The sequence below is a fragment of the Pantoea sp. EKM20T genome, assembly GCF_011800485.1.
In the GTDB taxonomy this organism is placed as follows: domain Bacteria; phylum Pseudomonadota; class Gammaproteobacteria; order Enterobacterales; family Enterobacteriaceae; genus Pantoea; species Pantoea agglomerans.
Window position 1 is genome coordinate 52,488 of the sequence record NZ_JAALFW010000001.1, and the last position, 14,379, is coordinate 66,866.

Below are 14,379 nucleotides of genomic sequence, written 5' to 3' on the forward strand. Positions count from 1 at the left end.
TTTTTACAGGCGATCGCCCAGCGCAGAGAAAATGGCGGATAAAGAGGGGCGTTCATTAGGTAAGCGCTGCGGCCGGGGATCGGGCTGCTGAGGCGTGCCCAGACCAAAGGTGAAGGTATACTTATCGCCTTCGCCCATGCGCAGGTCGGCAATCGTCGTCTGACCGTCCTGCTCACGCAGCGCGTAGAAGCCGTGGCTGAACCAGGCGACACGTTCTGCATACCAGCTGCCCCGAAAGGCGTCGAACAGTTCAGGATGACGCGGATACCACGCCACCTGCAGTGGCCGTGAGGGCGACAACAGCGACCAGTAAACTTCGCCATAGCGATCCGGCGTCATAATCACGCTGCGCCATACCAGCGTATTAAAGGCCGTGGGCGTCACCAGCACTTTATTGTCCGGAATACCCTGCTCCGCCAGCGACGCTCTGATCTGCCAGCCTGCGACGCCCTGAATCACCACACTCCAGACCAGATAAAGGGTACTCAGCATCAGCCCGAGCCGGTTTCCGCGCAGCCCTTTATCACTGCGCCGCCAGAGCGCGACGCCCAGGCCTGCCAGCAGCGGCAGCGTATAGAGTGGATCGACGATGTAGATACTGCCGATGGCATAAGGATAATCGGTGATCGGCAGGCCAAGCTGGGTGCCATACACCGTCATCAAATCGAGCAGCGGATGGGTGATCAGCGCCAGCCAGATGGCAGGCCACCATGCTGCCCACTTCACCCGCTGGCGAAACAGCCCCGCCACCAGCCATGCAATCAGTGGCGAGAGCAGCGTGAGCCAGAGCAGCGCATGCGTTTCCGTGCGATGCAGGGTCATGTTGCGTATCGCATCGCCATGATCAAGAAAGACATCGAGATCGGGTAAGGTGCCGCAGACGCCGCCCACCAGCGCGGCCTGCCAGACCGGCACCCGACGTCCCATCACTGCGACACTGACTGAGGCACCCAGCACCAGCTGCGAAACAGAATCCATTGATTAACTCCGTACCTGAACCGTGGATGTATCCTGAATTAGCGTACGCGAATCCCTTCGATGATCATGCGCTGCACATTATCAACAGCCTGATCGAAAAACGCCGGATCGCTGAGCGTCTGGCCGGTAACGGCCTCAACCTGAGTGGCAAAATCGGCGTAATGCTGCGTGGTGGCCCACAGCATAAAGATCAGATGCTGCGGCTGTACGCCTGCCAGTCGTCCTTCATCAATCCAGCGTTCAATAATTGCCGCTTTGTCATCCACCAGCTGCTTAAGATCGCCTGCCAGCTCCCCTTTCAGAAGCGGAGCACCCTGCAGCATCTCCAGACAGAAGAGCCGGGAAGCCTGAGGATGATCGCGCGACACTTCCAGCTTCAGCCGGATGTAGCGACGAATCGCGACCAATGGATCCTGATCGTGCGCCAGCGCGCGCAACGGTGCCAGCCAGACATCCAGAATCTGCTTAAGCACTGCCACATACAGCACTTCTTTAGAGGGAAAATAGTAGAGCAGATTGGTTTTAGAGACATCGGCCAGCTCGGCCACCTTATCGAGGCTGGTGCCGTGAATGCCAAACTGTGAGAAGAAGGTTAATGCCGCTTCCAGTATGGCGGCCCGCTTCGCTGCGACCGCACGCGAACGTCGCGTTGGCTTTTTTTCATCGGTATTCACACGTTTACCTCATCCTTCTGGTGTCAGCGCATCATAGCAAAGGGATTCATCGCTGCCCAATCCGCGCCCTGCACCTTTTTTGCTCAGCCTGCATGGAAAACGTGCAGCGAATTTTGACCAGACGGTCTGAAATGGACCAGTTACTCCACTTACCTCTTTCGGGTTAACTTTAACTCACTGTTATTTAAAACAATAAAAAAAGTGGCACACAGTTTGCAGAATTGTGACTGAGCGCGGCCCACACGGACGATGCAGGATGCAGTGCAGCGCGTGAAACACCTTTCCCCCATCGCAACGAGGTTTCACATGAAGATAGGCGTCTTTATTCCGATTGGTAACAATGGCTGGCTGATTTCGTCCAATGCGCCGCAGTACATGCCGACTTTTGAACTGAACAAAGCGATCGTGCTGAAAGCAGAGCATTACCATTTCGATTTTGCGCTCTCGATGATCAAACTGCGCGGCTTCGGCGGAAAAACCGAGTTCTGGGATCATAATCTCGAGTCGTTCACCCTGATGGCTGGCCTGGCCGCCGTGACATCGCGCATTGAGATCTACGCCACCGCCGCCACCCTGACACTGCCTCCGGCGATTGTGGCGCGCATGGCCTCCACCATCGATTCCATTTCAGGCGGTCGCTTTGGCGTCAACCTGGTGACCGGCTGGCAGAAACCGGAATATGAACAGATGGGAATGTGGCCTGGCGATGAGTACTTCAGCAGCCGCTACGCTTATCTGACCGAATAGGTTACCGTGCTGCGCGACCTGTGGGGCACCGGAAAATCGGACTTTAAAGGTGAGTTCTTCACCATGAACGACTGCCGGGTGAGTCCGCAGCCGCAGCGCCCGATGAAGGTGATCTGCGCCGGACAGAGCGATGCCGGTATGGCCTTCTCTGCTCAGCACGCCGATTACAACTTCTGCTTTGGTAAAGGTGTTAACACGCCTGCCGCGTTCAGCTCTACCTCGATTCGCATGAAGCAGGCCGCTGAAAAAGCGGGCCGCGATGTCGGCTCCTATGTGCTGTTTATGATCATCGCTGCTGAAACGGACGAAGAAGCGCGGGCGAAGTGGGAACACTACAAAGCCGGTGCGGATGAAGAGGCGCTCTCCTGGCTCACCACTCAGAGTCAGCAGGACACCAAATCGGGCAGCGACACCAATGTGCGCCAGATGGCGGATCCGACCTCGGCAGTCAATATCAATATGGGCACCCTGGTGGGGTCGTATGCCAGCGTGGCGCGGATGCTGGATGAGGTTGCGCAGGTCGAAGGCACCCACGGCGTGCTGCTGACGTTTGATGACTTCCTGCAGGGTATCGAGAACTTCGGGCAGCACATTCAGCCGCTGATGGCCTGTCGCAGCGCCCTGCTCGACGCACAGCAGGAGGTGGCATGATGGCTACCGTTTATTGTGCTCACACGCCGGATGTTCCCCAGGTTGAACTGCCGGCGCGGCCAGAGCCGATCGCCTTTCCGCCTGGCCAGACCGCGCTGATTGTCGTGGATATGCAGAACGCCTACGCCACTGAAGGCGGCTATCTCGATCTGGCGGGCTTCGATGTTTCCGCCACCAAGCCGGTGATTGCGAAAATCCATCAGGCGGTGACGGCGGCCCGTGCGGCAGGCGTTCAGATCATCTGGTTCCAGAACGGCTGGGACAGTGACTATGTAGAAGCGGGCGACGCCGGTTCCCCCAATTTCCACAAATCGAATGCCCTGAAAACCATGCGTAAACGGCCTGAACTGCAGGGGTCGCTGCTGTCAAAAGGCGGCTGGGATTACGCGCTGGTCGATGAACTGGTGCCGCAACCCGGTGACATCGTGCTGCCGAAATCACGTTACAGCGGCTTCTATAACACCCCGCTCGACAGCATGCTGCGCAGCCGCGGGATCCGTCATCTGATGTTTACCGGCATCGCGACCAACGTCTGCGTTGAATCGACGCTGCGCGACGGCTTCTTTCTGGAGTACTTCGGCGTGGTGCTGGAAGACGCCACTTATCAGGCCGGCCCGCCCTTTGCTCAGCAGGCTGCCCTGTTCAATATCGAAACCTTTTTTGGCTGGGTATCGGATGTCGATACCTTCTGCGAAAGCCTGAATGCCCGCTAATCCACGATAAGGACGACGCTATGCCGAAAAGTATTATTGTTCCGCCAGGCACCTCCACCCCCATTGCCCCGTTCGTTCCCGGCACGCTGGCGGATGGCGTGGTCTATGTCTCGGGTACGCTGCCGTTTGATGCTGACAACAACGTGGTGCATGTGGGTGATGCCGCAGCGCAGACCCGCCACGTGCTGGAAACCATTAAAAAGGTGATCGAGACCGCCGGTGGCAGCATGACCGATGTGACGTTTAATTCGATTTTTATCACCGACTGGTCGAACTACGCCGCGGTGAATCAGGTTTATGCCGAGTTCTTTCCCGGCGAAAAACCGGCGCGCTTCTGTATTCAGTGCGGTCTGGTCAAGCCTGATGCGCTGATTGAGATCGCCAGCGTGGCGCACATCGGCAAAGCGGAGGTCTGATGCAGCTGGATATTCTGGGTCTGCAAAATCCCGATGCACCGACACTGGTGCTCTCATCCGGTCTGGGCGGCGTGGCGGGTTTCTGGCAGCCGCAGCTGGCCGCGCTAACGGCACGCTATCGGGTGGTGACCTATGACCAGCGCGGCACCGGTCGCAGCGCTGACAGCCTGCCGGAAGGCTACAGCATGGCGATGATGGCGTCAGAACTGGTCGCCGCGCTGGCGCAGCACGGCATCCTGCGCTTCAGCCTGATCGGGCACGCGCTGGGCGGTCTGATGGGGATGCAGCTGGCGCTGGATTATCCGGATCGGATCGAACGGATCGCGGTGATCAATGGCTGGCTGACGCTGCATCCCCATACCCGTCGCTGCTTTCAGGTGCGTCAGGACCTGCTGCTCAACGTCGGCGTCGAGGCATTTGTCCGCGCTCAGCCGCTGTTTCTCTATCCTGCGGAGTGGATGGCACAGCATCAGACACGGCTGGATCAGGAAGATAGCCATCACGTCGCACATTTTCAGGGGATGGAAAATCTGATGCGGCGGCTGCACGCCCTGATGAGCGCCGACTTCAGCGCGCGGGCTGATGCCATTCCACAACCGGTGCTGGTGATCGCCAGCCAGGACGATCTGCTGGTGCCATGGAGCTGCTCAACTGAGCTGGCCGCGGCCCTGCCCAATGCGACTGAACAGATGATGGCCTGGGGCGGCCACGCCATGAGCGTCACCGCCCCCGAAAACTTTAATGCCCTGCTGCTGCAGTGGCTGGATCAGACTGATGACGTGCAGCCGCTGCAGCGCGTCGTCGGATAACCTTTTCGCGGAGAACACGATGAGCCTGGATACCCTTACCCCTGCCGTTGAGAAAACTGAGTTTCGTAATGCGATGTCGCGGCTCGGTGCTGCGGTCAACATCATCACCACTGAAGGCCCGGCCGGACGCGCAGGCTTTACGGCCTCGGCGGTGTGCAGCGTCACGGATTCGCCGCCGACGCTGCTGGTCTGCCTTAACCGCTCTGCCTCGGTTTACCCGGTGTTCCGCGAAAATATGCAGCTCTGCGTCAATACGCTGGCGGCGGGCCATGAAACGCTCTCCAATCTGTTCGGCGGCAAAACACCAATGGCTGATCGTTTTATTGCCGCTGAGTGGTCAACGGCCGTGACCGGCTCGCCAGTGCTGAGCGGCGCCGTCGCGTCCTTTGACTGCCGCATCACTCAGATTGTCAGCGTCGGTACGCATGACACGCTGTTCTGCGAAGTCGTGGGATTAGTGCGCAATGACGACACCCACGGTCTGGCGTGGTTTGACCGGGGATACCATCCCCTGTTGCGGCAGGATGCCTGTTAACACTTCCCTGAATCCCACCGGCATTCATAACGCTCTGGAGTAGACGATGGCACGATCCTGGTTTCCGCAATGGCAAAAGAAGTCGGCATTAACAGAAAACGGTATTATCGCCCCGGATGAGACCCTGCCTCTGGGGCAGACGCTGGTGCTGGGTTTACAGCATGCGGTAGCGATGTTTGGCGCAACGGTGCTGATGCCCCTGCTGATGGGGCTGGATCCCAATCTGGCCATTCTGGTCTCGGGTATAGGCACGCTGCTGTTCTTCTTTATCACCGGCGGTCGGGTGCCCAGTTATCTCGGGTCGAGCGCTGCCTTTGTCGGCGTGGTCATTGCGGTAACCGGCTTCAGTGGTCAGGGGCTGAATCCCAATCTCAGCGTGGCGCTGGGCGGCGTGATCGCCTGCGGCCTGCTCTACACGCTGATTGGTCTGGTGGTGATGAAGTCCGGCACGCGCTGGATTGAAAATCTGATGCCGCCGGTCGTGACCGGTGCGGTGGTGATGGCTATCGGGCTGAATCTGGCCCCGATTGCGGTTCACAGCGTCTCCGCCTCGTCATTCGACAGCTGGGTTGCGGTGATGACCGTACTCTGCATTGGTCTGGTAGCGGTATTTACCCACGGGATGATTCAGCGACTGCTGATTCTGGTCGGCCTGATTCTGGCCTGGGCGATCTATGCACTGCTGACCAACGGTCTGGGGCTGGGTAAGCCGGTCGATTTTACCCTGCTGTCACAGGCCGCCTGGTTTGGTCTGCCGCACACCACCGCTCCCACCTTTGATCTGCAGGCGATGGTGCTTATCGCCCCGGTGGCGATCATTCTGGTGGCTGAAAACCTCGGGCATCTGAAAGCGGTGGCGGGCATGACCGGACGCAATCTCGATCCTTACATGGGACGCGCTTTTGTTGGCGATGGCCTGGCCACCATGCTCTCCGGCTCAATCGGCGGCAGTGGCGTCACCACCTATGCCGAAAATATCGGGGTGATGGCGGTGACCAAAGTCTATTCTACGCTGGCATTTGTCGCCGCGGCGGTCATCGCCATCCTCGCCGGTTTCTCGCCGAAGTTTGGTGCGCTGATCCACACTATTCCGGCCCCGGTGATTGGCGGCGCATCCATTGTAGTGTTCGGGCTGATTGCGGTAGCGGGTGCCCGCATCTGGGTACAGAACCATGTTGATTTAGGCCAGAACAGTAACCTGATCATGGTGGCGACCACACTGGTGCTCGGAGCCGGGGATTTCGCGCTGAAAATCGGTTCTTTCACGCTGGGGGGTATCGGTACCGCCACCTTTGGCGCGATTATCCTCAATGCGATTCTGCGCCGACGCAGTGCGGCAAAGCAGGACAAGCCACTGGCGCGACAGCAGGGTTAACGACCTACTCCAGCGGTGTGGCAGCAGGCTGCACCGCTTTTTTTCGTTTCAGCCGCAGCTCACTGACGATCACCCCGCAGACGATCAGCGCGCCGCCCAGCAACGCCAGCGCAGGCAGGCGCTCACCCGCAATACGCCCCACGACGCCGGCCCAGACCGGTTCCCCGGCATAAATCACCGTAGCGCGGGTTGGCGAAACGCTGCGTTGCGCCCAGTTCATGGTGACCTGAATCAGGGCGCTGGCTGCACCCAGCCCCAGCGCGCTGAGCAGCAGCGGCGTTGAGATGGCAGGCACCGTTTCCCCATTGGGGATCATCAGACCAAAGGCGCACAGCGATGCCACCGCCAGCTGGATCAGGGTCACACGGCGCACATCGACCTTACCGGCATAGCGGCTGATTAAGATGATCTCGGCGGCGATCGCCAGGGTACTGATCAGCGTCGCTATTTCACCTGCATTCAGAGTGATGCGACCATCCTGCGGCCCGGCCACCAGCAGCAGGCCGGTAAACGCCAGTACAATCCCCAGCCACGACATCAATCCCGGCGGACGGCGCAGAAACAGCCATTGCAGCAACGGCACGACAGGGACATAGAGCGCGGTGAGAAAGGCGGACTGACTGCTGGAAATGGTCTGCATTCCCCACGTCTGAAGACCATAGCCCCCGGCGATCGACAGGCCAATCAGCGCGCCCGCTTTCACCTCCAGCCAGGTCATGCCTGCCAGATAGCGGCGGAAAAAGAGCGCCAGCAGCAGCGCGGCGGTGGCAAAACGCAGGCCGACAAAGAAGAACGGGCCGGAGTGCTGCATCGCACGATGCACCACCAGAAAGGTGCCGCCCCAGATCATGGTTATGAAAAGTAATACCAGCTCCTGCCGCGTCAGGCGCAGGGTTAAACCGCGGAGTGTGTCCGACATAATTCACCTGATGATGTGTCCGGACAATATTGTGGGGAGAGCGAGGGGGAAAAGCAACGACGTTAACCGCCGGTCTCAACCGGCGGCAGTGTGGGGTTATGCGTCCGGTTTTTTAGGACTGCTGCGTCCCCCTTTCTCCCCGGCACGCGCGGCGCGATGCGGATCGTTTTTAAAATTACCGCCGCTGTTTTTCCCCCCTTTACGTCCCGCTTCTGCGGCACGTTCACGGTTTTCAGCAAAATTTCCAGAACCCCCACGATGTGTTGTCATGATTTGCTCCTGTCGCGTAGTGCGATAATTAAGAATTAAAAACAGAGGGCTGACGGCCCGAAACGCGAGCTCAGCCCATGTTTAAATAATAGCCAGATTATCCTTTCACTCGTCCGCCAGTCACATTTAGCAACAGAGTAATCACCAGAAATTTGGCTAAACAACGAACACTCTGCCGACTTACAACCGATTAGCTGCTGATTTATTGCCCGACTCCTCCGTTCCGGCTTCGGCATCGCCTGCGTAAAACGAAAGCTCTTCTATACTTTTTCTGGACGTCAAAACCATCTGGAGAGATCAATGGCTAAGATTCTGGTGCTCTACTATTCGATGTACGGACATATCGAAACAATGGCGAACGCGGTTGCAGAAGGCGCTCGTCGGGTTCCCGGCGCGGAAGTGGATATCCTGCGGGTACCAGAAACGATGGAGGCCGATCGCTTTGCCCAGGTGGGCGGCAAAACCGATCAGCAGGCAGCAGAAGCCACGCCTGAGGTGCTGCCGCACTATGACGCGATTATCGTCGGTACCCCGACCCGCTTCGGCAACATGGCCGGACAGATGCGGACATTCTGGGATCGCACCGGCGGACTCTGGGCGTCAGGCGCGCTGTTTGGCAAGGTTGCCAGCGTCTTTACCTCAACCGGCACCGGCGGCGGACAGGAACAGACCATCACGTCTGTCTGGACCACCCTGGCGCATCACGGCATGGTGATTGTGCCAATCGGCTACGGAACCAAAGAGTTGTTCGATATTTCACAGGTTCGCGGTGGAACGCCTTATGGAGCCACCACCCTGGCGGGCGGCGATGGTTCGCGTCAGCCTACCGAAGCGGAACTGAATATCGCCCGTTTTCAGGGCGAACATGTTGCCGGACTGACCGTCAAACTGCAGGACTGATTTAATCAAAGGAGAAAAGTATGTCTACTGAACAATCAAAAGCACATCACGTTGGCGAATGGGCAAGTCTGCGTCATACCTCCCCTGAAATTGCCGAGGCCATTTTCGAAGTGGCCAATTACGATGAAAAACTGGCAGAAGAGATCTGGCGTCAGCAAGGCAGTGATGACGTGCTGATTCGCGCCTTTGAAAAAACCGATAAAGATCTCCTGACCTGGGATGACAAGCCCGTAGAACGTAAGAACGTCTGATTCAGGGGCGGGACTTTCCCGCCCTCAATTTTTAGCTCACCAAGGAGTACGCTATGTCTTCCTATCAAAGCATTAATCCCGCAAACAACCAGTTGCTGAAAAGCTGGCCGTCACACGATGAAGCCGCCGCCAGCCATGCCCTCGAAGTGGCCGATCGCCTTTTCCATTCTTCATGGAGCAAAGGTGATATTCAGCCGCGTCTGCAGGTACTGAAAAAACTGGCTGACCTGATTGATAGCCGCGCGGAAGAACTGGCCACCATCGCCAGTAAAGAGATGGGTAAACTGATTGGTCAGAGCCGCGGAGAAGTGAAAATCTGCTCGCAGATTGCCCGCTACTACGCAGAGAATGCGGAACGTATTCTGCAGCCGCAGTCCTATCCCAGCGATCTGGGCGAAGCCTGGGTTGAGTATCACCCGATTGGCGTTTTAGTCGCCGTCGAGCCGTGGAACTTCCCTTACTATCAGCTGATGCGCGTGCTGGCACCTAACCTGGCGCTGGGTAACCCGGTGCTGGCAAAACATGCCAATATCGTGCCGCACTGTGCCGATGTCTTTGAGAAGCTGGTTCGTGAAGCGGGTGCGCCTGAAGGGGCCTGGACTAACCTGTTCATCTCCACCGATCAGGTCGCCGATCTGATTGCTGACGACCGCGTACAGGGTGTCGCCCTGACTGGTTCCGAGCGCGCGGGCAGCGCCGTGGCTGAGCAGGCCGGTAAGCATCTTAAGAAATCGACGCTGGAGCTGGGTGGCAATGACGTGTTTGTGGTGCTGGATGATGCCGATCTTGATGAAGCGGTACGTCAGGGCGTGCAGGCTCGCCTCAGCAACTGCGGACAGGTCTGTACCGCCGCAAAACGTTTTATTCTGCATGAGAAGATTGCCGATCGCTTTATCAGCCAGTTCAGCGCTGCACTGAGTTCCGCTACGCTGGGCGATCCGCTGGATGAGAAGACTACGCTTGGCCCGCTCTCCTCCGCTGACGCGCGTGACCGCCTGGTGAAACAGGTAGACGAAGCCGTCGCCAATGGCGCAAAACTGGTCACGGGCGGCAAAGCCGTTGAAGGTGCAGGTTGCTATTATCAGCCAACCATTCTCACTGGCATTACTCCGGATAATCCCGCCTATTATCAGGAGTTCTTCGGTCCGGTCGCGCAGATTTATGTCATAGGTGACGATCAGGCGGCTGTGGCGCTGGCGAACGACTCTCACTATGGTCTGGGCGGCTCGGTCTGGACACGCGATATTGCACGCGGTCGTAAACTGGCCTCTGCCATTGAAACCGGCATGGTGTTTATCAACTCTCAGAGCGACACCTCAGCGGAACTGCCCTTTGGTGGCGTGAAACGTTCAGGTTATGGCCGTGAGCTGTCTGATCTGGGCATTAAAGAGTTTGCTAACCAGAAACTGGTGGTCGTGGCGGGTTAATCGCCTTGCAGCCATAAAAAAACCCCGTCTCGACGGGGTTTTTTATTATCAGCCGGATAGCGCGATTACTGTGTTGCCACAGCTGCTGACTTTGAGTCGTCGTTGTGCGCTGTTGCAGGCGTGTTCGAGGCGTTAGCCTGGTCAGCCGCACCTTTATCGGCACTGGCTGATTTCGCTGCCGCGTTGTCCGCTTTCGCTTTCTCAGCGGCGGCTTTATCCGCTGCTGCCTTGTCCGCTTTTGCCTTCTCAGCCGCAGCTTTATCGGCTGCTGCCTTGTCCGCTTTTGCTTTTTCAGCGGCGGCTTTATCCGCTTCAGACTTCTCAGCGGCAGCTTTATCGGCGTCAGCCTTCTCTTTGGCTGCGGTCGCTTTATCCGCTTCAGCCTTATCAGCAGCAGCATCATTGGTCGCTGCGGCTTTCGCACTGTCGTCGTCAGACTGGGCTGCCGGTTGTGGTGCCGCCACTGGCTGCATTGGCGTGCCCTGCAACGCAGCATTCAGCACCTGAGAGAACTGATCCCAGCTGCAATAGCCGTTTGCATCGGTCTCACAACCCGCCAGCTGCAGCGTAACGCGCTTCGGTGGGTTCTTCAGGCTCAGCACGTCTGCGTTGCGCAGCTGATCGGCGCTCTGATAGACATACTCAACTTTGAGCAGGTCTTTATCATTTTTCGCATCATGCCAGCGTTCGAAAACAACCTGACCGCCAATCGGCGTTTTTTCGAAGGTATCAGGCAGTTCATAAGGCTTGACCTGCAACGCGCTCAGCAGCGAGGCGATGTTTGAGTCATGGCCTACCATCAGCGTAATTTTTGGCGCGTTGGCTTTGTCCTGATCCACTAACTGACTGCGGATGTAGTCCACCAGCGGTGCCGCCACTTCACGGGAAATGTCCGGGCTGGTAAACAGCGCATCCTGGTAACCATTTTTAATCGCTGACAGCTCTTTCCACTGCTCAGGCGTTTTGATCTGGCCCCATGCAACCTGATCCAGCGGGAAACCTTCGTAATATTGCAGCGTGAACGCATCCATCAGGGAATTCCCCGTTTTCAGCGGGCCACTGACATTCGGTTCTTTACCATTTTCAGCGCTGAAGGTGTTCTGACCACTGCTGAGGTCGCACTGCTTTTTATTGTTGCAGGCAGGCGATGCTTTGTAATCGACAATCTTTTCCAGGCGCTGGAAGGCAGGCTTCAGCGACAGTTTTTCATTTGCAGCGGCCATCTCAGCCAGCGCTTTCTTATTGAATGCTTCACTGCCATCTGTGATAACCGGATTGAAGATAGGATCCATGGAACCCATTTCATCCTGATGAGAAACAGCGACGTCACAGCCCGGGAAGGCGCCATTAACAAAGAACTGGGCGGTGGCCACAGTGCGCTGCAGGCTGTTGGCGTAAACAAAGACGTTATTGCTGTCAGGACAGCTGCCGTTCTTCACCAGGCCCTGCTGTGCCAGCCACTGACGGGTATAGTTACCCATGTAGACTTCCAGCACACCACCTTTCGTGGTCAGCTGTCCGCCGGGAACATCCCACTGCGGCCAGCTCTTTTTGGTCGACTGCGCCAGCACGCTGCCATTATCAGCCAGCGGTGCACGCAGATTGTGACGACTTAACATCAGCACCTGTTGCAGTTGCATATCACCCTCAGCAGCAAATGCTACCGTTCCGACCGGCAATGCAGCGAGCACTGACAATGCGCAAAGACTCAGTTTCTTGATCATTGTGCCTATTCCATTCATTCAGTAAAGAAACACTCTGGCTATCAACCCATTAGCTCGCCTCAGAGCGATGTAATCAACAGTGTAACTCAGCTCGCCTCAGAAAAGCGCCAGATGTTTGCAAAAACGGTGAGTGGACTATAGCAGAGATGCACCGGAGAGATGAATGCGCAGCCACGCGTCACAGAGAGTGGCACGCTTTTTTCGGACAGGAAGAAGTAACAGAGAGAGCAGAAACGAAACAGGCCAGCACTGCGTGCTGGCCTGTAAAATGTGGCGGAGGAGGAGAGATTCGAACTCTCGGATGGTTTCCCATCGGCGGTTTTCAAGACCGCTGCCTTAAGCCGCTCGGCCACCCCTCCGCAATGACGCGCACTATAAACACCCCGTTTAGGGATGTAAAGCACCTATCTGTCTATTCGCCTGAAAAACAGCCAGATTGTGATTTTTCGGTGTCAAAATCGCCACTCTGCTCAAACAATTAGCAGTTTAGCGCGTAAAGAAGGGTAAAACGCCTTTTCCCTCTTTAATGGCCTGCGTATTCTCGGCACATATCTGGTGTTCTGCTTAAAGGAGCGCAACATGGAAAGAATTGTCACCTCATCGCAGTCCTCACTGCTGTCTACGCACAGAGTTCTGCGCAATACCTATTTTCTTCTCGGACTGACCCTGGCCTTCTCGGCCGTTACGGCTACCGCCAGCACCCTGCTAGCCCTGCCTGCGCCGGGTTTAATCCTGATGCTGGTTGGCTTCTATGGCTTAATGTTTTTAACCTACCGTCTGGCTAACAGCCCGATGGGCATCCTGGCCGCTTTTGCCTTTACCGGCTTCCTGGGTTATTGCCTGGGGCCTATCCTGAGCTCATTCTTAACCGCAGGCATGGGTGACGTGATAGCGCTGGCGCTGGGCGGCACGGCGCTGGTGTTCTTCTGCTGTTCGGCCTACGTGCTGACCACCCGTCGTGATATGTCCTTCCTCGGCGGCATGATGATGGCAGGTTTCGTTGTGTTGCTGGTTGCTGTGGTAGCCAACATCTTCCTGCAGCTGCCTGCATTGCATCTGGCCATCAGCGCCCTGTTCATTCTGTTTTCAGCCGGTGCGATTTTGTGGGAAACCAGCAACATCATTCACGGTGGCGAAACCAACTACATCCGGGCGACGGTCAGCCTCTATGTTTCGCTCTATAACATCTTTGTCAGCCTGCTGAGCCTGCTGGGGTTTGCCCGCAGTAACTAATCCGCAGTGACAGTAGCCTGTAAAACCCCGCTTCGGCGGGGTTTTTGCTTTTACTGCCCGCCAGGTTTGATAAACTGCGCCGTCATTTACTAAGAGGATGTCACGTGAATTTTAACGGTAACGAAATCGCCGTCGATGCCGAAGGCTATCTGAAGCATCCCGGCGACTGGAGTGAAGCACTGGCTGTCCACATCGCCGATCAGGAAGGCCTGACCCTGACTGAAGCACACTGGGAAGTGGTCCATTTTGTGCGCGCCTTTTATCTGGAATATAACACCTCACCCGCCGTGCGAATGCTGGTGAAGGCGATGGCGCAGAAATATGGCGAAGAGAAAGGCAATAGCCGCTATCTGTTCCGCCTGTTCCCTGAAGGGCCGGCTAAACAGGCGACAAAAATCGCCGGTCTGCCTAAGCCGGCGAAATGTCTGTAATTAACCGGTCGTAAAATCGCGGGGTGGCTCTGCGGGCTGGTGCGGCTCCACCAGCACCTTTTCAACGCGCGCGCTGCGTGGCCCGCCCGCTTTAAGCCAGGCGATCAGCGCATCGACCTGCTCCGCCTCACCCCAGGCCAGCACCTCGACACTGCCGTCATCCAGATTTCGCGCATAGCCCAGTACGCCCAGCGTCCTGGCTTCTGCCTGAGTACTGTAACGAAACCCGACGCCCTGGACGCGGCCATGAACCCATGCTTTAAAACAGGCTGCTGACATTATTCTCTCCTGCTGCTGTTCGTTGCAATTTCCCGTTATCCACCGGA

The 14,379-nt window shown here is 57.1% G+C and carries 16 protein-coding genes, 1 tRNA gene and 1 pseudogene; 11 read left to right on the top strand and 7 right to left on the bottom strand.

Annotated elements, in window-relative coordinates:
• Positions 1-3: 3 nt before the first annotated feature.
• A complete protein-coding gene (locus tag HFD94_RS00300) occupies positions 4-978 on the bottom strand; it encodes a metal-dependent hydrolase (protein ID WP_061901596.1) in 975 nt (324 codons plus the stop codon).
• A gap of 38 nt (positions 979-1,016) precedes the next feature.
• Entirely contained in the window at positions 1,017-1,652 is a 636-nt protein-coding gene (rutR, locus tag HFD94_RS00305) for an HTH-type transcriptional regulator RutR (RefSeq protein WP_003849991.1), read from the bottom strand.
• A 306-nt stretch (positions 1,653-1,958) separates the two neighbouring features.
• On the opposite strand from rutR, the pseudogene rutA reads away from it, so the two are divergent.
• The 6 genes and pseudogenes from rutA (at position 1,959) to rutG (ending at position 6,898) form a co-directional block, all read left to right on the top strand.
• A pseudogene (rutA, locus tag HFD94_RS00310) lies at positions 1,959-3,050 on the top strand (pyrimidine utilization protein A).
• The gene (gene rutB / locus HFD94_RS00315) at positions 3,050-3,763 is read left to right on the top strand and encodes a pyrimidine utilization protein B (protein WP_010246624.1); all 714 of its coding nucleotides are present in this window, start codon (positions 3,050-3,052) and stop codon (positions 3,761-3,763) included. Before rutA ends, rutB begins: the two are co-directional and overlap by 1 nt.
• 20 nt (positions 3,764-3,783) lie before the next feature.
• Entirely contained in the window at positions 3,784-4,179 is a 396-nt protein-coding gene (gene rutC, locus HFD94_RS00320; protein ID WP_033779453.1) for a pyrimidine utilization protein C, read from the top strand.
• A complete protein-coding gene (rutD, locus tag HFD94_RS00325; RefSeq protein WP_167432695.1) occupies positions 4,179-4,988 on the top strand; it encodes a pyrimidine utilization protein D in 810 nt (269 codons plus the stop codon). Before rutC ends, rutD begins: the two co-directional genes overlap by 1 nt.
• Positions 4,989-5,007: 19 nt before the next feature.
• Complete coding sequence (gene rutF, locus HFD94_RS00330) at positions 5,008-5,523, top strand: NADH-dependent FMN reductase RutF (protein ID WP_029518970.1); 516 nt, start codon at positions 5,008-5,010, stop codon at positions 5,521-5,523.
• 46 nt (positions 5,524-5,569) lie between these two features.
• Positions 5,570-6,898: a pyrimidine utilization transport protein G gene (gene rutG, locus HFD94_RS00335; RefSeq protein WP_010669797.1), complete on the top strand. Its 1,329-nt coding sequence runs from the start codon at positions 5,570-5,572 to the stop codon at positions 6,896-6,898.
• Positions 6,899-6,902: 4 nt separating this feature from the next.
• Here rutG and HFD94_RS00340 read toward each other — a convergent pair whose 3' ends face one another.
• Both HFD94_RS00340 and HFD94_RS00345 read right to left on the bottom strand, forming a co-directional pair.
• A complete protein-coding gene (locus tag HFD94_RS00340; RefSeq protein ID WP_010669796.1) occupies positions 6,903-7,817 on the bottom strand; it encodes a DMT family transporter in 915 nt (304 codons plus the stop codon).
• 96 nt (positions 7,818-7,913) lie between these two features.
• On the bottom strand, positions 7,914-8,087 hold the full coding sequence (locus tag HFD94_RS00345; protein WP_167432696.1) for a general stress protein: 174 nt from the start codon (positions 8,085-8,087) through the stop codon (positions 7,914-7,916).
• 300 nt (positions 8,088-8,387) lie between these two features.
• Between HFD94_RS00345 and wrbA the strand changes: the two genes are divergently transcribed.
• Genes wrbA through HFD94_RS00360 form a run of 3 tightly spaced genes read left to right on the top strand, consistent with a single transcriptional unit; the run spans position 8,388 to position 10,665 of the window.
• Complete coding sequence (wrbA, locus tag HFD94_RS00350) at positions 8,388-8,987, top strand: NAD(P)H:quinone oxidoreductase (RefSeq protein ID WP_022625914.1); 600 nt, start codon at positions 8,388-8,390, stop codon at positions 8,985-8,987.
• A 20-nt stretch (positions 8,988-9,007) separates the two neighbouring features.
• A complete protein-coding gene (locus HFD94_RS00355; RefSeq protein ID WP_010669794.1) occupies positions 9,008-9,238 on the top strand; it encodes a YccJ family protein in 231 nt (76 codons plus the stop codon).
• Between the two features lie 53 nt (positions 9,239-9,291).
• The gene (locus HFD94_RS00360) at positions 9,292-10,665 is read left to right on the top strand and encodes an NAD-dependent succinate-semialdehyde dehydrogenase (protein ID WP_167432697.1); all 1,374 of its coding nucleotides are present in this window, start codon (positions 9,292-9,294) and stop codon (positions 10,663-10,665) included.
• 65 nt (positions 10,666-10,730) lie between these two features.
• Here the strand turns inward: HFD94_RS00360 and agp are convergent, their stop codons facing one another.
• Together agp and HFD94_RS00370 are read right to left on the bottom strand one after the other, a co-directional pair.
• Positions 10,731-12,389 (bottom strand): bifunctional glucose-1-phosphatase/inositol phosphatase, encoded by a 1,659-nt coding sequence (gene agp, locus HFD94_RS00365; protein ID WP_181955339.1) that lies wholly within the window; start codon positions 12,387-12,389, stop codon positions 10,731-10,733.
• A 271-nt stretch (positions 12,390-12,660) separates the two neighbouring features.
• Positions 12,661-12,748, bottom strand: a tRNA-Ser gene (locus tag HFD94_RS00370).
• A gap of 220 nt (positions 12,749-12,968) precedes the next feature.
• Between HFD94_RS00370 and yccA the strand changes: the two genes are divergently transcribed.
• On the top strand, positions 12,969-13,622 hold the full coding sequence (gene yccA / locus HFD94_RS00375; protein WP_003850014.1) for an FtsH protease modulator YccA: 654 nt from the start codon (positions 12,969-12,971) through the stop codon (positions 13,620-13,622).
• A 104-nt stretch (positions 13,623-13,726) separates the two neighbouring features.
• Positions 13,727-14,053, top strand: a complete 327-nt coding sequence (locus HFD94_RS00380; protein WP_010246645.1) for a TusE/DsrC/DsvC family sulfur relay protein — start codon at positions 13,727-13,729, stop codon at positions 14,051-14,053.
• Here the strand turns inward: HFD94_RS00380 and yccX are convergent, their stop codons facing one another.
• On the bottom strand, positions 14,054-14,332 hold the full coding sequence (gene yccX / locus HFD94_RS00385; RefSeq protein ID WP_010246647.1) for an acylphosphatase: 279 nt from the start codon (positions 14,330-14,332) through the stop codon (positions 14,054-14,056).
• Positions 14,333-14,379: the final 47 nt, after the last annotated feature.

Coding starts and splice junctions, on each gene's coding strand:
- rutF (WP_029518970.1), top strand. CDS start 5,008: ATGAGCCTGGATACCCTTACCCCTGCCGTTGAGAAAACTGAGTTTCGT.
- HFD94_RS00345 (WP_167432696.1), bottom strand. CDS start 8,087: ATGACAACACATCGTGGGGGTTCTGGAAATTTTGCTGAAAACCGTGAA.
- rutD (WP_167432695.1), top strand. CDS start 4,179: ATGCAGCTGGATATTCTGGGTCTGCAAAATCCCGATGCACCGACACTG.
- yccA (WP_003850014.1), top strand. CDS start 12,969: ATGGAAAGAATTGTCACCTCATCGCAGTCCTCACTGCTGTCTACGCAC.
- rutC (WP_033779453.1), top strand. CDS start 3,784: ATGCCGAAAAGTATTATTGTTCCGCCAGGCACCTCCACCCCCATTGCC.
- HFD94_RS00360 (WP_167432697.1), top strand. CDS start 9,292: ATGTCTTCCTATCAAAGCATTAATCCCGCAAACAACCAGTTGCTGAAA.
- agp (WP_181955339.1), bottom strand. CDS start 12,389: ATGATCAAGAAACTGAGTCTTTGCGCATTGTCAGTGCTCGCTGCATTG.
- wrbA (WP_022625914.1), top strand. CDS start 8,388: ATGGCTAAGATTCTGGTGCTCTACTATTCGATGTACGGACATATCGAA.
- rutG (WP_010669797.1), top strand. CDS start 5,570: ATGGCACGATCCTGGTTTCCGCAATGGCAAAAGAAGTCGGCATTAACA.
- yccX (WP_010246647.1), bottom strand. CDS start 14,332: ATGTCAGCAGCCTGTTTTAAAGCATGGGTTCATGGCCGCGTCCAGGGC.
- HFD94_RS00340 (WP_010669796.1), bottom strand. CDS start 7,817: ATGTCGGACACACTCCGCGGTTTAACCCTGCGCCTGACGCGGCAGGAG.
- rutB (WP_010246624.1), top strand. CDS start 3,050: ATGGCTACCGTTTATTGTGCTCACACGCCGGATGTTCCCCAGGTTGAA.
- HFD94_RS00355 (WP_010669794.1), top strand. CDS start 9,008: ATGTCTACTGAACAATCAAAAGCACATCACGTTGGCGAATGGGCAAGT.
- HFD94_RS00300 (WP_061901596.1), bottom strand. CDS start 978: ATGGATTCTGTTTCGCAGCTGGTGCTGGGTGCCTCAGTCAGTGTCGCA.